The following is a 21,932-nucleotide window of genomic DNA, read 5'->3' on the forward strand; positions in this document are numbered from 1 at the left end:
TCACTTCTTGAAAAATTTCTCGAAGAAAAGAATGTGATAATCAATCGAATTGTTCCAATATGAACCGGTATGCGCACCGGGGCGGATCGTAAAATCATGGTCAATCTTTCTCGCCGATAACCGGTTATGCAAATCCTTGTTCACTTCAAGGAAGAAGTCGGCTTCACCACAATCAATGGTCATTGCCAAATCGCCATTCTCTATCTTATCCAATTGGTTGACTACCGTATGTTCATCCCAAACCCTCTTGTTAGCGGCAAACTCTCCCAATTGCTTACTCATTTCCCAATTCTGCGGAAACGGTCGGATATCCACTCCTCCGCTCATACTGCCTGCCGCTCCAAATAGTTCTTTATGCCGCATGGCAATCCACAAAGCTCCATGGCCTCCCATGCTTAGACCGGTAATGGCACGTGCTTTCTTCGCCGGAACGGTGGCATAGTGCGCGTCGGTATATTTCACCAACTCTGACGCCACAAAAGTTTCATACCGGTAAGCAGCATTCTCAGGACTGTCCCAATACCAACTGTTCTTCCCGTCCGGACATACGAAAATGATTCCTTTCTCGTCTGCAATCCTCAACAATTCCGGCTTCAACCGAATCCAGCTCCGGGCATTGCCGCCATAACCATGCAGCAGATAAATCACGGGGCAGGCAATTTTTTCTACTGCCTTATCCGGCAACACATACACCACTTCCACTCCCTTGTTCATAGAAGTGCTTTCCACGCATACCGTGTCCACACGCGCCGCCTGTACAGCCTCCACAAGCAGCAACAGCAGCGCACTCATTACCAACATTCTTCTTTTTTTCATTGTTCACACTGTTTATTTTTTCTAACGAAAGGGCAATATTAATAATAAATACCGAGAATATATTACTTTTGCGCCGAAAAACGATTTATAAACCATTAAATGATTGAAGTCATGAAAAAAGTAATGATGATTGCAGCCATTGCTGCCGCATTGGTGTCTTGCCAGTCAAAAAATACCAATCACAATGATTCCGCCTCTGCAAACGAAGGCGTAACTGCTGTTGCCGAGAATACAGCCGCTACGACCATATACAAAGGCACGCTTCCTGCTGCCGATGGTCCCGGTGTTCAATATGTGTTGAGTTTAGACAATCTGAACTCTGCCGAAGAAGGTACATATACATTGGAGACTACTTATCCGGAAGCCGAAGGTTCCGGAAAAGACAAAAGTTTCACTTCCAAAGGAAAGAAGCAAGTGATACAAAAAGACGTCAATAACGAAAAGAAGACAGCTATTAAGCTGGTTCCCGATAATGGCGATGCTTCGCTTTATTTCCTTATAGTGAACGACAGCACTCTGCGCCTTGTCAATGAAGAGCTGCAAGAGGCTGCCGGCGAATTGAATTATGACATTGTTCTGGTGAAATAAGCAGAAGCATACAATGAAAGTGGCGGAGGATATTCTTTAGACACCCTCCGCCACTTTCTTATTTCTGAAATCGTCTTTATCACCCCATGAACTCGCAATGCTCTACGGCTCATAGCGTAACAATTACTTCTTCAGTATATAAACAGCAAAGGCATTCGGTTCCAAATCTACATTCAACGATTGTCCGCTCACTTGTAATTCCGACTCACGAGGCACGATGGCCGAAGGATTCTCAACCGTATTATCCGCATCCGGATTGGCAGACGATAGCTTGATACAGCGTCCGGCAGAAAGCGTTTCTTTCTTTTTCAACCCATCGAACTTCAACGTCAAAGGCTGAACCTTGTCCGAAGTATTTGCAACCTTGACAATGATTTCATCTTTCTGTTTATCATATACCGCACTGGCAAAAAGTCCGTTCTGCCCTTCGGCACCCGTGACGGGTACTTTGTTCATGGTCAGCGGCAGAACGTTCGTTCCTTTGTAAAGGGCATAAAGCTGTTGCACGTAGTAGCTTGCCGTGCGTACCGAATTCAAGTTATCGAACCAAATCATGTCCGGACGCCACTGCCACCCTTCCACATGCGCAAATAATGGCGCATAAGTAGCCATGTGTACAATGTCGGCGTTGCGTTCCAAGCCTGTCATGAAAGCTGCTTCCAACAAAGAAGCGTGGAAATGATTCCATTTTTTGCCTTTACCGTGACAAGCATATTCTCCTGCAAAAACCTTCGGCCCTTTGCGATCATAATTGTCATACCGCGCTCCCTGACTGAGAAACCATGTTTCCGGACGATAAAAATGTTCATCCACCAAGTCTGCTTTCAGCCGCTTCATTTCCGGCCAAAGATAATCGAACTGTTTCCCTTCGGAATCGGGACCCGAGCTACCCACAATCTTCATCTGCGGATATGCTCTACGAATAGCCGTTATAAACGGCTCCAGATGTTCGGGATATTCCTTGCCCCACTGTTCGTTGCCAATGCCAATGAACTTCAGATTGAAAGGAGCCGGATGCCCCATTTCGGCACGCACCTTACCCCATGGAGTATCTACACTTCCATTGGCAAATTCTATCAGGTCGAGTGCATCCTGAATGTAGCTTCCCAAGTCGCACACCGCCACATGGGCGTCGGCATCACTATTCTGAAATTGGCATGACAGACCGCAGCTCAATACCGGAAGCGGCTCTGCACCAATCTCCTCCGATAGTAGAAAGAACTCATAGAATCCCAAACCATAACTTTGATAATAGTCAGGAAAGAAACGATGAGAGAAGGTATATTGCCAACGATTTTCGTTCAACGGACGGTTCTCCACAGGGCCTACCGACTTCTTCCAGTCATAACGTGTAGCCAAATCCGTACCTTCCACGATACATCCACCGGGAAAACGGAAAATGCCCGGTTTAATATCCGCCAAAGCCTGTGCCAAATCCTTCCGCAATCCGTTCTCATGTCCTTTCCAGGTATCTGAAGGGAAAAGAGAAACATGCTCCAAATCCACAGTCGCACGAGAAGCAAGAAAGATGCGAAGCACCGCATTTGCGTCCGTAGCGGTAGGTTTCAGCAGTACCTGATATTTTTTCCACTCCTTAGAGTCTATCATCACAGTTTCTGTAGCAAAGGCTTGCTGTTCGCCCTTCGAAGCCGTATTCACCAGTTCCACCCGAATCTTTCCGGTTTCACCTCCCTCGGGTATGCGCGCCCATACGGAAAAGCGATATGCTTCCCCTTGCTTCACGCCGATACCGAAGAAACCTTCGTTGTCCAATCCCGTATGTTTGTGCGGATGGCCGGCATAGGACAGACGTACATAATGCGGATTTCTCTCAAAAGGCCCATCGTCTTTCAATGCAACCTTTCCGAAGCTTTTCCATCCCATCAAGTTCTGCGGAAACTCAAACGAGCGATTCTTCACAAGTTCGGCATACAAGCCACCGTCGGCGGCATAGTTGATGTCTTCAAAAAAGAGGCCATACATGGTGGGCTGAATTTCTGCCCCCACTTTCTTGGTCTGCACCACCAGTTCGTTGGTCTGTGCCCGAAGCCCCACACTCGCTGCAAAAGTAAATGCAGCCAATAGTCCGGTGTATCTTTTCATGGTCAAAACAAAATATTTAAATGTATCATTTGATTCTTTTTCCCCATACGGAACGTCCCCGACTGTCAAGTCCCGTGAAGAGTATCGTTTCCTTTTCATTCTCCCAGTCATGTCCCGCAAAGATAATCAATCCTTTCAGTTCCTCACCATCGAATGTGAAAGAAAGAAGTTGTTTTTCTTCCGTAAAGTTCCAATATCCTTTTTCATCAGTTGTCTTATTTCCTTTTTTGAAAGAAACCGTGCAAGATAAATTCCACTCTTCGTTCTTCAACTCCCCTTCGCCCCATAAAATCTGACCGGCTTCCAACCGGCGTTCATACAATGGCTCCCGCACCCGTAATACCTCCCATTCACCCAACAAGTCGGCCTCGGAAAACTTCTGCGGCTTGCTGCCGGCATAGCGTTGGGGCGAAACAACGGGCCAGCCCTCTTCCGTGAAAAAGACTTGACGCACATGTAAGTCCATCATCAGATTTTGTGGCGACAAACGCCCCTGATGCACCATGAAATACTCCCCTTTGTCCGAGGTCAACATGCCGCAGTGAGCGGTTCCCGCCCATCCTTGATGATTCTGAAAGCGATAGGGAGCTGTCAGGATGGGGAAGTTGTTTGTCGTATCTTTCAGTTCCTTTCCCCGGAAATCGGTAAACGGCCCTTCCGGCTTATCCGAACGTCCCACACGCACATTATAGGTAGTCATCAGGGGATCGTAAGAAACGAAAAGATAATACTGCTTCAAGTCAGCATTATAGATAATTTCAGGAGCTTCCAGGTTGTCTTTCCGATAATTGGCACGACGGGCGATCAGATGTCCCTTGTCTCCTTCGATGGCAGGAAAGCCGGTCAATGGATTCAACTCCACACAGTACAAACCGCCGAAGAATGATCCGTAGTGCATCCACCACTTGCCATCCGTACCGGCCACCACGCTGGGATCTATGGCATTCATGGCAGTGGTTTCGTCAGTCTTCACTACACAACCGGCTTGTGTCCAAGGGCCTTCAGGAGAAACCGATTCCGCCAATCCGATGTAAGAAGTTTTGCGCCCAAAGGCCGATACACAATAGTAAAGTCTGTAATTATCCCCGAAAGGAATGATGTATGGAGCCCAAATGTTCGTCGCTCCTTCTCCTCCGGCATGAGAGCGCACCCACTCCACCGCCTCTTGCGGAATCTCGGGGAACGCCCATCCACGAAATTCCCAATTCACCAGATCTTTAGAACGCCGCACCTGTATATATCCAAGGGGCACGCCTTTCTCCTCTGCCTCTTTCCTATTCTCCCGATAAATGGCATCCGTGGAATACATGTAATAATAGTCACCCAATTTGCGACAAGAAGGATCGTGCACATTATAAGTGCCCCACGAACGATAATTCTCCATCGTTGAAAACGAAGCATAATCATCTGCCCAAGGGTTTGGGAAAGGTGTCGGAGAAAAAGATGAAGCTGCCCCACAGCCGGACAACCACATCAGTACACAAAAAGCCGCAAACAATGATTGTAACGATTTCCTCATATTATCAAATTAAACAGACAGAAGACCTGAGCCTATTCATGCCCCCGATCATCTCTCAATGAAATTAATATGTATTGAAAGACATTGCAAATATACGCCCAAAGAATTTCGACGAGGTGTACAAACGAACAGACATGGTGGACAAACGAACAAAAAAGCAGATTTTGCATAGTAAAATCTTGGCTAATCGAACCATGGGCACTAACTTTGTCTCCGTAACCCAACAGTCATGCAACATGAGAAAATTCTTTATTGCCCCCTTACACTTTATCATGATACCTCTTTGGCTTTTTTTATTTCCCGGCTACGCACCGGCGCAAGAAGCGTTTGCCAAACACTACAATGCCACATACATCACCATGGACGAAGGCTTACCCGCCAATTTCATCGAAGATATTTTTCAGGACAGCCAAGGCTTCATCTGGCTTTCCTTGTCGGGTGGCGGCTTGTCGAGATACGATGGATATGAGTTTATCCACTTCAACTCCAATACCTCTCACCGCAAGCTGAAAAGCAACTTCGTGCATTGCGCGCGCGAAGACCGCTTCCATCGTCTGTGGGTTTCCTCCGAGGGGGGAGTGGATTTTATCGACCTCCGCACTTTGCAGGCCACTCGCCCCGACAAGCTGAAAGGATTTCCGGCCGCACTGCTGAATTCTCCTGCCTCGCACATAGAAGTGGATGCAGAAGGATGCATCTGGATGCACGACGGCAACCGGCTTCATCGCATAGCTTTTACCTCTACGGGAAATATCGAAAGTATTCACTCGCTCAGCCATACAGGGCTCCAAAAAAGCAAGCTCGTATTCAAAGATATTGAGCAAAAAGGAATGGTATGGATCAGCCTGAACGGACAAATATGCCGTGTAAGCCCGCAAGGAGAAGGCCGCCTGCAAGCCGCACCGGTGTCTCGCTGCCTGAACTTCGGCCCGAACATCACTTTCTCCGACTTCATAATCAAAGAACACGAAGTATGGATAGCTTCCGGTCAAGGGCTGTACAGATATGACCGTAACAACGACGTGGTGAAACATTATGAACACGTACCCGGCGACCCGAATTCCCTCTCTCAGAATTTCCTGACAGCACTGGCCGTCACCGAAAACAAGCAACTGATAGTGGGCACTCTGTGCGGATTGAATATATACAATCCACTGAAAGATAATTTTGAGCAAATCAGAAACGACTTGCCCGGCAACCGAACGACTCTGCTGAACAGCAACTTTGTGAATTGCATTGCCACGGAAGGAAGACACATCTGGATAGGTACTGAAAGCGGCGGCATCAATCTGTTGTCTCCCAAACGGTTGGCCTTGCAAAACTTCCGGTACGATAAGGAAAATACCGGCAGCCTAAGCCATAACCCCGTAAATGCCATCTACGAAGACGAAGCCGGCACTCTGTGGGTGGGAACTGTAGAGGGAGGCCTGAACCGCAAAGCAAAAGGCAGCCACAACTTTCAACATTATACGAACGAAAACGGCAGCCTGAGCCACAACTCCGTCAGTGCGCTCACCGCCGATACCAAAGGCCGCTTGTGGGTTGGTACCTGGGGAGGAGGAATAAACCTGCTCAACAAGAAAGAGCCGCAACGTAGGCTGCAAACACTCACGCCGGACAACTGCGACAACTATCCCATCTTCTTCATCGGCTCGCTGACCTACGACTCCATCAACAATGGCATCTGGGTGGGAGCCAACGAGGGACTCTACTTCTACGACTTGAAACAAGAAAAGATGACCACTCCCCTGCCCGATTCCATTTCCCGCAACATACACGGATGCATAGGCTCCGTCATAGACCATAGCGGTCACCTGTGGATAGGTTGTCTGGAAGGAACATACATCATCGACCTGCACTCGCCGCAAAGAAGCACACATGACAGGTTCCGATACCGACACTTGAAGTATAAGCTCGACCAACCTGAGTCGGGACTTGTTGAGAAGATTGTCTGTTTCCATCAGTCCGAAGACGGAACATTATGGATCGGCAGCAATGGATGCGGATTCTATCGACGTATCGTCGAAACCGATGGGAAGGAACGTTTTGAAGCTTATACCACCGATGACGGACTGCCCAACAACATGGTACGCACCATTTTGGAAGATGATAAAGGACATCTTTGGCTGGCTACCAACAACGGACTTGCCTGCTTTCTCCCCGAAAAAAAACATTTCATCAATTTCACGAAACAAGACGGCCTCGACTGCACTCAATTCTATTGGAATGCAGCCTGCCATTCGACCGACAACCTGCTGTACTTCGGACACGTGACCGGCATGGTGGCCATCCATCCCGACCTTCCTTCTTATTTCCCCACGCAGCCTGCCCCTCTCCGCTTTACCCGCTTATGGGCAGGCAACGAGGAAGTACACCCCGGCAAGGGAGTGTTGCCGCAAGATTTGCCTTTCATCCGCGAAATCAGCATACACGAAAGTCTGCAGTCTTTCTCGCTCGAATTTTCGGCACTTAACTACGAACCGGAACATGCAGGCAACTACAGCTACCGCCTCATTGGTTTTGACAAGCAGTGGATACCCGCTCCCGCCAACCATCGCTTTGCCCGATACACCAACCTCTCGCCGGGCAAGTATACCCTGCAAGTGAAGTACACCCCTTATCAAGAAGGAGGCAAAGAGCAAACTACGGAACTGGGCATTTTCGTCAAACCCTATTTTTACAAGACCGCCTGGTTCATACTGCTGGTCATTGCAGCGACGGGTATAATCGTGTGGCAATTCTACCAATGGCGTGTCCGCAACTTGAAACGCTACAGCGAACTGCTGCACCGCAAAGTGGAGCATCGCACCCGCGAACTGGAAAAGCAGAAACTGCTGCTGGAAGGGAAGACCGAAGAGCTCTCCCGCCAAAACAAATTGCTGACCGAACAGAACGAGAAAATCTCCATGCAGAAAGCCAAACTCGCGGAACTGGCACACAAGGTACACACGCTGACACTGGACAAGATTGCTTTTTTCACCAACATCACACATGAGTTCCGTACTCCCATCACACTCATCATCGGGCCCATAGAACGTGCCTTGAAGCTGAGCTATAATCCGCAAGTCATCGAGCAACTGCAATTTGTGGAGCGCAATTCCAAATACCTGCTGTCGCTCATCAATCAACTGATGGACTTCCGAAAGATAGAATCCGGGACATTGAAAATAGTCAACGTTCCCGGTGACTTCGGCAAATTTGTCAACGAACTGGCAGCGCCTTTCGCCGTTTTCGCCCGCGAACGTAACATCGACCTGAGGTTCTACAGCCGTCTCTCCGAAAGCAGACTGAACTACGATGAAGAAGCCATGCAGAAGGTGCTGACCAACCTGTTAAGCAACGCCATCAAATTTACTCCCGACGGTGGCAGCGTGTCGCTCTTCATTGCCCGAATTCCAAAGACGGAAAAGCGTGAGGAATCGCTCTACATCAGCATCAGCGATTCGGGAAGCGGCATTCCGCCCGAAGACCATGAGAAGATATTCAACCGTTTCTATCAAGTGCGAAACCAGCCCCAATATCCCATGTACGGACAATCAGGCAGCGGCATCGGACTTTACTTGTGCCGGCGCATCGTACAAGCCATGAACGGTGACATCGAAGTGCGAAATAATCGCACCGCCGGCTGCACATTCCGCCTGCTCATTCCCATATCGTCTTCTCCAACCGCCGGCGTACTTTCCTCCGACGGAAAGCCAAACACCTCCGACGTGCTGATACGACAGGCCGACAGTGCCCCCAAGCGCTTCAACATACTTGTAGCGGAGGATAATCCCGATATGCGCGGATACATCCGCTCCATCCTCCGCGAAAAATATCAGGTGACAGAAGCGGCCAACGGAGCAGAAGCCCTGAACGTACTGACTTCGCAACACGTGGACTTCATCGTCAGTGACCTGATGATGCCCGTAATGGATGGCATCGAACTGTCTCGCCGCATAAAAGAGAATCTCTCCATTTCGCACATCCCGTTCCTGATGCTGACCGCCAGAACCTCACAGGAAGCGCGCATAGAAAGCTACCGCATCGGTGTGGACGAGTATCTGCTGAAACCCTTTGACGAGACATTGCTCCTGACACGCATAGAGAACATTTTGGAGGCTCGGAAACGTTATCAGCGGAAATTTGCCGCCAGTATGGATCCTGAAGCCTTGCACATCAGCGAAGAATCGGGCGACAAAAAATTCATCTCCCGCATCATGGAGGCGATGAAAACGCGCTACAAAGACCCTACTCTGGAGGTCGGAGACCTTAGTGAAGCGGCAGGGGTCAGCAAGTCGCTGCTCAACCAAAAATTGCAAAGCCTGATGGGGCAATCGCCTAATCAGTTCATCCGCAGCTATCGCCTGAACCTGGCACGTGAACTGATTCTGAAAACTCGCGAAACCAAAAGCATGAACATTGCAGAAATAGCCTACGAAGTAGGGTTTAACGATCCGAAATACTTCAGCCGCTGTTTTGCCAAAGAGTTTAATATCAGCCCCGGAGCCTTGCTGAGCGAGCAGTCTCGCTCTTGAAAAAGCATCTCTCTGCCGAAACACACGGTCTTCAAAGCCACACTTCAACGCCGCCAACTCAATCGCAGTCGTCCGGGCGCCCTGTAGATAGTAGCTTTACTGTTTCCCTCATAATCCCATCTCTATGTCAAGGCCGTATCAACGCCCTATCTCCTCCGTACCCATAGGAGCGAAGGATATACGGAGATGATACGGAGGTGATACGGAGTTGATACGGAGATGATACGGAGATGATACGGAGATGATACGGAGGATATGCGGAGCAGGCAGAGCTTTCCTGATGTAAAATACACACTTGTTTACTCGTTTGTCCACCTCTAATGTTCATTTGTCCACCTCTATCAAAAGCCAATGTCATATCTTTGCATTGCTACTTAAAGCCTGCTTTGATTTTATCCGGCAAGTTTCCGGAATTCTCTTCAAAAGAAATTTTCAAACAGGCATCTTGTGAGTAGAGATAATTTGTTAAACTATTAATATCTGTATTATGAAGAAGACAAGAAAGAGTTCGTCTCTTATCATGGCGGCAATGGCCATTCTTTCATTTTCAGCTTGTGAAGATTGGGGACAGATGGATCCACCCGCCGGCACGGATGTCTACCCTAAACTGGAGCAGGTGGGAAACATTGACTTTGAAGCGCCCAAGAAGGAGGGTGAAGCCGGCTTCGACCCCACAAGTTTCAATTACTATGCTTACGAGGGAGGTGACATCGCTGTGGTGGAGCAAGACGAAGTGCACGGACAAGTATTGCATTTACCCAACGGTTATGCCCGTACTCTCAATCCGCTCGCCAAGTACAAAGCACAAGACGGTGTGTCACTGACTTTCTGGGTAAAACAAGCACTCCGCATCGACAAAGAAACGGAGAAAGAAATGGAACCGGACTTGAGTGGCGCACTATTCTCTTTTCAGAACAGCAACGGAACCCAGCGCATGTTTCTCACCGCCAATGGATGGCTGAAATATGAAGGCGCGGACGGCAAATATGAAGCCAATAATCCCGAAGCAAACAAAGTTGCTAAAAATCCGTTACTACTGCCTGCCGGAGAATGGCACTACATGGCAGTCACCGTGCGTAGCGACGGATACAGTATTTATGTAGACGGCAAGCAACGCATTGACAAGACCGTATTGAAATCAGACTTTGATTTCAACAAGATAGTACAGTTCATGGCAGCCACATCTTTTTTATATATAGGTAACGGTTCGGACACTCCCACACAAGAGATGTGGATAGACGACATCAAGATTTTTCGCAACCGGATAACCGACAGCGAATGCCAGATACCGAATGTAGGAGCCGAAGAAAATGCATTCGAATATATCATCGGCGCCCCCATCCTCACCGTAGGCGCGGAAAACAACTCGGCTGCCTGGTGGAGTGCATTCTCCAACTATTTCAGGATACCCGCTGAAGGACAGATGAAGTTCAAATTCACCAACCATACCAACGGAGCGAATAACTGGAACAACTGGAACCTTTGCCTCTGCACCGATGCCGACCGGGGCGGAAGCGGTTATGCCGAGTACTTCGTCATCCGTTCAGACCGCTTCGGATGGGGAAGCAGTTATGATGCGGGAACTTGGACCAGTGAAGGCTACGATGACTGGGGTGCTTTCCGCACCGACATGGAAGGCGCCGACGTGACGGTGACCATCCGCCGCAACAAAGCCACAGTGGTTGTAGAAGCCGTGGCCAAAGCCATTAACGGCAATGTGTATAAAGAAACTTTCACCAGCACATGCGATGACGGCGCACAAGTAATCAGAGCTTTCTTCGTGATGGATGGTTCACACATCGTATTCGATACCCAAGAAACCTCTGCTTTTACTCCACAGCCCGTAGCGAAAACCGCCATCGGATCCGAAGACTGCTCGACCGGTTGGTGGAAAGAATTTTCAGACTATTTCCTGATTCCCTCGGGACAGAATCTGCACCTTGAATTCGAGAACCACACCAACGGAACAGGCAATTGGAACAACTGGAATCTCTGTCTCTGCAACGATGCCGACCGAGGCGGAAGCGGTTATGCCGAGTACTTTGTCATTCGGTCCGACCTCTACGGTTGGGGTGAGAGCTATGCCGAAGGTACATGGAGCAATGAAGGCTATGGCGATTGGGATGCTTTCCGTGTTGACATGGAAGGAGCCAAAGTGGCCTTGGATATCCTACGCGAGGAGAGTAAAGTGACAACCACGGCAGTGGCCACCGCCCAAAACGGGAAGATATACAAAGAGACCTTTGTGACAAACTGTGGTGATGGCAACCAATCCGTAAGAGCCTTCCTTATCGTAGACGGCTCGCATCTCAAAATGGACAGTTCAAATTGCTATCTGTTCACTCCGTTACTCAAGTAATAATCTTTATAAATTCCAAGAATAATTATGAACAACAAAACAGTCACAATATCAACCGCCCCTCGCTTGGCGGGTATGGTGTTGGCCTTCGCCTTCCTGCTGACGGGACAATTTCTATTTGCCCAAAGCAAACAGGTGAGCGGTGTAGTGAACGATGCTTTCGGGCCCGTCATCGGTGCCAGTGTAGTAGAAAAGGGCACGGCCAATGGAGTGATTACCGATTTGGAAGGTAACTTCAAACTTACAGTAAGCGGAGAAAGTGCCATACTGCAAATCTCATACGTAGGGTATCAAACCCAAGAAATTCCCGTAGCCGGCAAAGCATCTTTCAGCATCTTGATGAAAGAAGACAGCGAAATGCTGGAAGAAGTAGTGGTAGTGGGATACGGTGCCCAGAAAAAAGAAAGCGTGGTGGGAGCCATCTCGCAAGTATCGAGCAAAGAATTGCTTGCTTCGCCTGCGGCCAACGTATCGCAAGCCATCGCCGGTAAGATTTCGGGCGTAATAACTTCACAAACTTCCGGTGCGCCGGGTTCGGACGATACAAAGATTTATGTACGCGGTCGCGCCACATTTGCCGGCGACGCGCAGCCATTGGTGTTAGTGGACGGAGTGGAACGTTCGTTCGCTCAGATTGCTCCGGACGACATCGAAACCATCTCGGTTCTGAAGGATGCTTCGGCCACAGCCGTCTATGGTGTACGCGGTGCCAACGGAGTAATGCTGATTACTACCAAACGAGGTAAGGAACAAAAACCGGAAGTCAGCCTGACCGCCAACTTCCAAATTCAAAGTCCCACACGCAAGGATACTTATTTGAACTCCTTCCAGTCGTTGACACTGCTGGAAGAAGCGTTGGCTAACGATGGCTTACCCTCGCAATTCTCCGCCGCCGACATGGAGATGTTCCGCAAATCGAGCGCAGGCCAGCTAAGCGGTATAGATGCTATGCTCTACCCCAATGTAGATTGGTATGACGAAGTGCTGAAAAGCAGTGCGCCGGCCCAACGCTACAACGTGAGTGTACGCGGCGGGACGAAACGCATGCGCTACTATGCATCGGCCGAATATTACAATCAGCAGGGATTGGTGAAAGACTTAAGCAATGATAAGTTTGGAAATTCTTCCAGCCCGGCTTTCACACGATATGCCTTCCGGGCCAATATGGACCTTTTCCTGACCAAAGATTTGACCTTCTCCGTCAACTTCGGCACACGTTTCGAGGAGCGCGGCGGCTCGAACAGCAACGAAAGCGCCACCTACAGCGAAATCTTCTATGAAATGAATCATACGCCGGGATGGCTCTTTCCCGTGAAAACCGAAGTACAGAACGGAGAAAAAAGACAAATCATCTACGGTGGCAGCTCGCAATATCAGAACAATATCGTGGGACGCCTGGCCGAAGCCGGTTTCTACCGTTCCACCAATACCATCAACGAAACCAATTTCATTGCCGACTACAAAATGGATTGGCTGACCGAAGGGCTCAGTGCCAAAGCAATGGTTTCATTCGACTACGACTCGTTCAACAAAAAGCTTTACAGCAAGTCGTTTGCCACCTACGAGCTGAATGACCGTAACAACCATGATGACATCGATGCTTACAACCGCTTCAATAGTGACGGTGAGCTGGCCGGATCACAGGAACGCAATGCCATCTACAAACTCTACATGGAGGCGCAAATCAACTATGCCCGCAAGTTCGGCAAGCACGATGTGACGGGTATGGTGCTCTACAACCAGAACGACTATCGCGTGAACGACGAACTGGCCAAACGCTATCAAGGCTTGGTGGGTCGCGCCACCTACGGCTACGACGACCGCTATCTGGCTGAAGTGAACTTCGGTTACAACGGTTCGGAAAACTTCATGAAAGGCAGACGATTCGGTTTCTTCCCGGCCTTCTCTTTGGGATGGCGCATCAGCAATGAAGAGTTTATGAGAAACACCTCCGGATGGTTGAACAACCTGAAACTACGCGCCAGCTACGGACAGGTAGGTAACGATGTCTATCAGGTGGGGGGAGTGACGCAACGCTTCCTCTACGAAGAGAACTGGCAGCAACATGGAAACGCTTACTACTTCGGAAATACCGGCATGAGCGGTATTTATGAGTCGCAATACCCCAACTACGGCGTCACTTGGGAACGTGCCCATAAATACAACGCGGGCATCGAATTCGGCTTGTGGAACGGACTGCTGAACGGTAACATCGACCTCTTCTACGAAAAGCGCAACGACATCCTGACCCAATTCCTCACCCGTCCGCAATGGGTAGGAACCACCATGGCTGCCGCCAACTTGGGAGAAACTGCCAATAAAGGCTTTGAAATAGAACTGAAGCATAGCAATCGTATCAACAAAGACTTCACCTACAACGCAGGCCTGACCTTCTCACATGCCAAAAATGAAATCAAGAACATGGACGAGCCTGCCCTGAAGACGGATTATCGCAAACGCGAAGGACATCCCATAGGCCAATACTTCGGCCTGGTCTGTGACGGATTCGTGACACAAGCCGACATCGACGGCGGACGGCTGCCCGTTTCTACTTTCGGCAACGTAAAAGTCGGCGACCTGAAATACCGCGACATGAATCAGGATGGATTCATCGACGAACGCGACGAGACCTTCATCGGCTATAGCGACATACCCGAAAACACGTATGCACTGACTTTGGGAGCCAACTACAAAGGTTGGGGGTTCAGCGTCATGTTTCAAGGTGTGGACCACGTAAGCCGCTATTACGACGCAGAGGCCATGTACGCCTTCGTCAATGGCGGTAAGGTGAAAGAGCACCATCTGCAACGTTGGAATCCGGCAAAAAGCGAAAACGAGAATCTGAGCAATGCCCGATACCCTCTGCTACACTATGACAGCTATGGCGACCACAATCAGCGCCAAAGCTCTTTCTTCCTGAAAAACGGCGCCTTTGTCCGTTTGAAGAACATCGAACTGAGCTATACGTTGCCCGAAAAATGGTCGAAAGTTGCAGGTATGAGTGATTGCCGTCTCTACGTCAATGCCAACAATCTTGTTACATGGGATCATTTGGACGACTTGGTAGATCCGGAAAGTAACGGTTCCAATCGCTATCCTATTATGAAGACAGTAAACTTTGGTGTAAACATTAAATTCTGACAGAGAACATGAAAAAGAAATTATTATACGGCATTTTCGCCTTGGGCATTGCCGCCACTACCCTCACCTCTTGCGAGGATATGTTCGGCGATTTCCTCGACAAACAGCCAAGCGGCGAACTGACAGGCGAAGAAGTGTTCGGCGATTGGGGAATGATGACACAATTCCATAACGATACATACAACTTCCTGCGTCACGGAGCATGCCGCATCAACCGTTCTTGGCTGGATGCCGCCACCGATTTGGGTGAGACCAGCTATGCCAACGGAGGCGTACGTACCACCTTCAACATCGGCAACTACTACGGCGGAGGCGGTGCAACCGAGCTCTCTGATACTTGGGAAGTATTCTATCGCGGCATTCGTAAGTGCAACATGATACTGACCCGCATAGAAAGCGTTCCCAGAGGAGCTGAACTGTCCGAAAGCGACTATTTAGTGAAGAAACAGAACTACATTTCGGAAGCTCGCTTCCTGCGCGCATGGTTCTATTGGGAGCTCTTCCTGCGCTACGGCCCTATTCCCGTGGTGACCGAAGTACTTGACCCGAACGGCGACCTGCTGGGCAACTACACCACCCGCCCCACCCTGAAAGAGTATGTAGTGGACTTCATTCTGAAAGAACTGAAAGAGTGCGAAGACGGATTGCAGCCCAATGATAAAAACTACAAAGAATACGGACGCATCAACCGACCTATGGCACGCGCGCTCCACAGCCACATCATGCTCTATATGGCCAGTCCGCGTTACAGCGCCGAATCGAGTATCACATGGCAACAGGCTGCCGATGCCAACAAGAGCTTTATCGACACTTACGGAGGCCTTTATTCGCTGATGCAAGGCGTAGACGCCAAAACGGCACTGACCAATGCCTGGCTGTTAACACCTGCCGAAGGAAACAAAGAAATGATTTTCTACCGCAACGACAATACGATAACCTGGAGCGGCATTTCCAATGACACTCCGGTAGGAGAAGGCGGAAACGGCGGTCTCTGCCCTTCGCAAAATCTGATAGACATGTATGACATGATAGATGGAAACGCCCCATTCCAAAGTTACGACGAAACGGGAGCACCCGTATATAACGGTATGCAGCCGATTGTCAACCCGAACGGGGGCTACAGTGATGCCAACATGTGGAGCAACCGCGACCGGCGTCTGAATGCTTCAATCCTTTTCCATGGGGTCATATGGGGAAACGGAACCATCAACGTAGTGAAAGGACAACGAGACAATCCGCTGGGAAATGCCAATGCCACTCCAACCGGTTATTATGTGCGGAAGCTGATTCCGGAATCCATTTTGAGCAACAATCATGGAGGTAAAGCTTACCGTATCTGGTCTTTCATCCGCTATTCGGAAATTCTGCTGAATTATGCCGAAGCCGTGAATGAAGTAGAAGGACCTTGTGAGGAAGTGTACAAAGCGCTCGATCAAATACGCCACCGCGCCGGTATAACGGGTAATGTGGCCGATCGCACCGACCTTGACACGAAAGAAAAGATGCGCAACTTCATCCGCAAAGAGCGCACCATAGAGCTGGCATTTGAAGAACATCGCCCATGGGATGTGCGCCGATGGAACGTAGCCGAGAAAGCGTTGGGACGCGACATCATAGGAATAGATGTAGCCGCCGACGGCAGCATCACCCGCAAAGTGGCGCAAAAACGCGTATTCAGTGAGAAAATGTACCTTTATCCCATACCCGAAGGCGAATATTGGAAAACCGGCATCAAGAACAATCCCGGTTGGTAACCTTAAACATGATAACAGCATATGTATAAAATGAATCATATCATAAAAAGAATGGCAAAAGCAGGCAAAGCCCTGCTGCCGGCAGTTTTGCTCTTTGTGGTCAGCACCATGTGGGCACAAAGCGAGCAAACATTGAAAGGCCGTGTTATAGACAGCGAAGGCAATCCTATTGTCGGTGCGGTAGTGAACATAGCGGAACAGAGTCGCATCGTCCTGACCGACAAAGAAGGGAACTTCATCCTGAAGGGTGTAAAACCAACCGATGAAATCTGCATCAGCAGCATAGGTTACAAAAATGCGCAAGTAGCCGTAGAGTTCAGTGATGACTTCAAAGTGGAACTGACATCCGATTTGGATGAGTACCTGCATACCACACCGGTGCCCTTCGGACGCAAGGCCAAGAAACTGTTGACGGAGGCCACCTCCGTGGTGACGGGAGAAGAACTCCAGAAGCACCCCATCACCGTGTTGCAGAATGCATTCACCTCCACCGTGAACGGTGTGCAGACCTATGAATGGTCCAGCGAACCGGGATGGACGGAATCGGCCATGTATATCCGCGGTATCCGCACCATGAACAGTAATGCCCGCGCACCGTTGGTGATGGTAGATAATGTGGAACGTGACCTCTCGTTTCTCGATGCGTTCCCCATTGAAAATATCACGATACTGAAAGATGCGGCCGCAACAGCCATCTACGGAATGAGAGGCGCTAACGGCGCCATCATCGTGACGACCAAACGAGGCGAGGCCGGCAAAACACGGATAGACTTTACTCAAGAGGCAGGCTTCCAGATGCTGAGCAACAAAATGGAAAACCAGAACGCTTACAACATGGCTCTGACCCGCAACCGGGTGAAGTATCTGAATGGTGACCAGCCGATGTATACGGACGAACAAATTGAGAAGTACCGCCGTGTATGCAACGGTGAAGAATTGGAGGGTATGGACAAATACAAATACTTCAACACCAATTGGTTTGACGAATTGTACCGGGAAACTGCACCTACTTACAAAACCAACTTGCAGGTAAGCGGCGGAAACGACCGTGCCCGCTACTATGTGTCGTTCTCATACCTGCGTCAAGAAGGTATGTGGAATGATAAATGGACAAACTATAACAAAGATTACAACACGGGGCATACACTAAACCGCTGGAACCTCCGTTCCAATCTGGACATCGATGTGACCAAATTCCTGAATGTGTCGCTGGACTTAGGCGGACGTATCGACAACATCCAACAACCACTGACCGGTGTGTTCAGCCTTATCACTTTCGGTGCCGTGGAGTGTGACCCCACCGCGCCTGTATTCTGTCCCAACGGAGAAATCTTCGCCAAAGCCGGCGTGGAAAATGCAGGAAAGCTGCTGGCCGCTTCCGGTAAGGAAAGCAACCGACGTCGTAACCTTTACTCTACCTTGAACGTCAATGGTGACCTGAGTGCCATTTTGAAAGGATTGAAAGTGAATGCTACCGTGAGCTTCGACTCTTACGAGGTATTTGAGACTTCTCAAGCCAACAACGTGAATTCATATAATTACGATTACCTGAATCTGGATGTGAACGATGTATCAGAAATCAAGTACAATAAATTCAGCTCATATCAAGCACTACATTATACTTCCGGAGCAAAAGGCAATCAGCGTGCTCATTACTACAACCTGAATCTGGCGGGCGGATTGAGTTATGAGAAAAGTTTGGGCAAGCACCATATCGGAGCCCGTGCTTTTGCGCGTGCTTATCGCAACCAAATCAACGTGCAAGAAGCCAACAACCCTCAGTATAACTCATCGAACCGCTATTTGTCATACAACGGACAAGTGAATTATAACTATGATAATCGTTACCTGCTCGCAGGCAACATCTCACGTATGGGTAGTGACAATTTCCGTGAAGACAACCGGTGGGGCACTTTCTATGGAGGCTCGCTCGGCTGGGTGGCTTCCGAAGAACCTTGGTTGAAAAACAACAAACACATCGGCCTCTTGAAACTGCGCACTTCTTACGGACGCTCGGGACAAGCTAATACCGGTTCAGGCCGCTATCCCTACCAAAACACGTATGGCACAGCCACGGGATACGGATTCGGCTACAACAACAGTACATCCATCAATGGTTTTGCAGAGACAAAAGCCGGAAACGCTAACAACATCTGGGAAATCTCCGACATGCTAAACATCGGTTTGGATTTCGACTTTTGGAAGAAAAAGCTCTATGGGCAGATAGACGTCTTCAAAGAATGGCGCTCGAACATCCTGGTGACACGCTCCGGCGTTCCCGGCATCTTGGGTATCTCCGTGGCCCAAGATTCTTATGGAAAAGCAGAGACTAAAGGTTTTGAAGTGACTTTGGGACATCGTAATCATATCCGCGACTTCAACTTCTACGTGGAAGGTATGCTGACATACAACACCAACAAAATCACAGAAATGGACGAGACGGAACCTAACGTGCCTTGGCAACGAAAAACAGGTAATCGCATTTTGGATTACACATCAGTGGCCAGTCTTTATGAAGCTCCGTTCAATAATACCATCGGTGGTTGGAACCGTTACAAATTTGTGCAATGGGCTGCTGACCCTAACCTGATAGCCACTAACCAACAAGATGCCATTGACCATCCGGAGAAGTATCCTTATCATACCTCTTCCAACGGCAACCAACGATTGGGAACCGCCGTGTTCAAAGACTTGAACGGTGACCGTCAAATTGATTCCAATGATATGATTCCGGATACCTATACCATCATTCCGGAACTCATCCCGACACTGAACTTCGGCTTTGAGTGGAAAGGCTTCGATGCCCGCGCCGTACTGACCGCATACCTGAACCGCGATGTATTTTTCTCGCCTGCCATCTCTTGGTCCGGATGGGGTAATCAAGGCACGCACGAGGTTGTGAAAAGTTGGGGCTATTACACCGATGACCCGTCAGACCCGCGCAACGTCAACGCCACTTATCCTCGCCCGGTATACGGCGGATACAATGCCATAGACTCCGACCGTGACAGCGGCACCTATCAGAATGACATCTGGATTGTGAATGGCAACTTCCTCTCACTGCGCAACATCGAGGTGGGATATTCACTTCCCAAAAAGCTGATAGCCAAAGCCAACCTCACGAAGTGCCGAGTTTACTTCAGCGGCTATAACCTCTATACGTGGGATAGCATGCCGGCTGGCATTGACCCGGAGAAACCGATGAGTTACTGTTGGTGGTATCCGAAGACTCGCACATTCACCTTCGGCATCAATGTGGGATTTTAAGTATTTGTTGATAACTTTAAAAAGAAACGACGTATGAAAAGATACATTAAATATATGACAGCCATCCTGCTGACAGCAAATTTCAGCGCTTGCAGCGACTTCCTCGACAAAGAGGTGGATTTAGCTCTGGGGCCGGAAGATGTATTCAATAAGTTTGAAAATACCCGGGGAAATCTGGCCAATATTTACAGCTACCTACCCGATGCCTTTGCGGGATATGGCGACGGACAGTTTTTAGGCGCATCACGCGATTGCATGACAGACAATGCCATCTCTTTCTGGAATGTACACCGTTATCATGCAGTGCTTGCCGACAGCTATTCGGCCACCAACCACTGGTTCGCCCAAAATTATTGGGAAAAGAATTTCAAGGCCATCCGTGCAGCCAACACTTTCCTGACGTATGCCAAAGAAAGCGTTATAAAAAACAAGGAAACAGACAACGACGATAATCGTTTGTACGACCGTTACATCGCTGAAGCCAAATTGCTCCGAGCCATCTTTCATTTCGATTTAGTGAGTTACTTCGGAGCTATTCCCGTATTGGGTGAAAATGAAGAGGGAAAGCCCATCATCTTTGATTACACTAACTCGGAAGCCATGAACCAGCCGCGTACGGATGCCGCCGAAGCCTTACAATGGATAGCCGACGAGTGTGACAAAGTGAAAGACGTACTCCCTTTCCGCTATAAGCAGGAAGACTTGAACTGGGGACGCCTGAACGGTGCCTCTGCATATGCATTGAAAGCAAGAGTCCTACTCTACAAAGCATCTGCTTTGAACAACCCCGCCAATGACAAAAGTCGATGGCAAGCAGCCGCTAACGCTGCAATAGCTTTTATTGAAAAGAATAATCAGCAGAGCAATCCGTATCGTCTGTATACAACGGCTGACAACAATCCGAAAAAGAATTATTACGAGTGCTTCGTATCAGACCCTACTCCCCCGCACCTGAACAATGAGTTCATCCTCTGCCGGTCGGAATGGACAAATACGCGAGAAATCGAATTGTTCTTAACTCCCTGTGGATTCAGTGGCTCTGCCAATGCCGTAGGACGCACCAACCCCACTCAAAATCTGGTGGACAGCTACGAAACAATCAATGGCAAGCCCATTGATCAAGATGCTTCTTATGACCCGCAGCATCCTTATGACAATCGTGACCCGCGTTTGGAGCAAACCATTCTGCATCATGGTTCGATATGGGGAGATGCCAACGAATCGGAGGAGCGTGCCGTAGATATCACTTATGGCAGCGGTAAAGACTACAAGGCACTGCATGGAGGTACGGTGACCGGATATTATACAAAGAAATTCCTGCACAACATGTCATTCAAGAGTCCCAAACTCTATACACATGCCTGCCCTATCTTTCGTTATGCCGAGATTCTGCTGAATGCTGCCGAGGCTATCAACGAAGCCGAAGGACCGGCTAATGCCTATCAGTATGTGAATCGGGTACGTGCCCGAGTGGATATGCCTGCCTATAAAGGCATGACACAGGAGCAACTGCGCGAACGCATACGCAACGAACGACGTATCGAGCTGTGCTTTGAAGACCACCGCTTCTTCGACGAACGCCGCTGGAAGCTGTTTGAAGGAAAGAACGCATCGAGCGAACGTAACGAGCCGCGCTATAAACAAGTGTATAACATATATGGTGTGCAGGTAAATCCGGGCAGCTCGAATATGTACACTTACGGAAGTTCCGACTTATACAAGGCTCGTGCTTTCAGCAGCCCGAAGAACTATTATTTCCCGATACCCGATGCGGAAATTAAGCGTCTGCCAAGGCTAAAACAAAACTCTGGCTGGGAGCTGACTACTTCTGAAACAGAAAGCACAACGACTAAACAATAAAAACAAGA

Annotated in this window: 10 protein-coding genes; 7 read left to right on the top strand and 3 right to left on the bottom strand. The window is 49.1% G+C overall.

Translation table 11 applies throughout. From position 1 onward, the window contains the following. Complete coding sequence (locus C4H11_RS02750; RefSeq protein WP_106040395.1) at positions 1–816, bottom strand: alpha/beta hydrolase; 816 nt, start codon at positions 814–816, stop codon at positions 1–3. A gap of 111 nt (positions 817–927) precedes the next feature. Here C4H11_RS02750 and C4H11_RS02755 point away from each other — a divergent pair, with 111 nt between their 5' ends. After that, positions 928–1,404, top strand: a complete 477-nt coding sequence (locus tag C4H11_RS02755) for a copper resistance protein NlpE N-terminal domain-containing protein (protein ID WP_106043070.1) — start codon at positions 928–930, stop codon at positions 1,402–1,404. Between the two features lie 123 nt (positions 1,405–1,527). Here C4H11_RS02755 and C4H11_RS02760 read toward each other — a convergent pair whose 3' ends face one another. Beyond that, a complete protein-coding gene (locus C4H11_RS02760) occupies positions 1,528–3,507 on the bottom strand; it encodes an alpha-L-arabinofuranosidase C-terminal domain-containing protein (protein WP_106043072.1) in 1,980 nt (659 codons plus the stop codon). Positions 3,508–3,532: 25 nt separating this feature from the next. Then, a complete protein-coding gene (locus C4H11_RS02765; RefSeq protein ID WP_234819899.1) occupies positions 3,533–4,981 on the bottom strand; it encodes an arabinan endo-1,5-alpha-L-arabinosidase in 1,449 nt (482 codons plus the stop codon). Between the two features lie 281 nt (positions 4,982–5,262). Here C4H11_RS02765 and C4H11_RS02770 point away from each other — a divergent pair, with 281 nt between their 5' ends. From C4H11_RS02770 to C4H11_RS02795, 6 genes are all read left to right on the top strand, one after another. Then, positions 5,263–9,543, top strand: a complete 4,281-nt coding sequence (locus tag C4H11_RS02770) for a hybrid sensor histidine kinase/response regulator transcription factor (protein WP_106043074.1) — start codon at positions 5,263–5,265, stop codon at positions 9,541–9,543. Positions 9,544–10,030: 487 nt separating this feature from the next. Then, on the top strand, positions 10,031–11,902 hold the full coding sequence (locus tag C4H11_RS02775; protein ID WP_106040397.1) for a LamG-like jellyroll fold domain-containing protein: 1,872 nt from the start codon (positions 10,031–10,033) through the stop codon (positions 11,900–11,902). A 75-nt stretch (positions 11,903–11,977) separates the two neighbouring features. Further along, positions 11,978–15,043 carry a SusC/RagA family TonB-linked outer membrane protein gene (locus tag C4H11_RS02780; RefSeq protein ID WP_317045996.1) on the top strand — a complete coding sequence of 1,022 codons (3,066 nt, stop codon included), beginning with the start codon at positions 11,978–11,980 and terminating at the stop codon, positions 15,041–15,043. 8 nt (positions 15,044–15,051) lie between these two features. Then, on the top strand, positions 15,052–16,797 hold the full coding sequence (locus C4H11_RS02785) for a RagB/SusD family nutrient uptake outer membrane protein (protein WP_106040399.1): 1,746 nt from the start codon (positions 15,052–15,054) through the stop codon (positions 16,795–16,797). A 21-nt stretch (positions 16,798–16,818) separates the two neighbouring features. Continuing rightward, a complete protein-coding gene (locus tag C4H11_RS02790) occupies positions 16,819–20,064 on the top strand; it encodes a SusC/RagA family TonB-linked outer membrane protein (RefSeq protein ID WP_106040400.1) in 3,246 nt (1,081 codons plus the stop codon). A 33-nt stretch (positions 20,065–20,097) separates the two neighbouring features. Next, positions 20,098–21,924, top strand: a complete 1,827-nt coding sequence (locus C4H11_RS02795) for a RagB/SusD family nutrient uptake outer membrane protein (protein ID WP_106040401.1) — start codon at positions 20,098–20,100, stop codon at positions 21,922–21,924. The last annotated feature ends 8 nt before the right edge of the window (positions 21,925–21,932 follow it).

It is taken from the genome of Bacteroides zoogleoformans, assembly GCF_002998435.1.
Taxonomy (GTDB): Bacteria; Bacteroidota; Bacteroidia; order Bacteroidales; family Bacteroidaceae; genus Bacteroides; species Bacteroides zoogleoformans.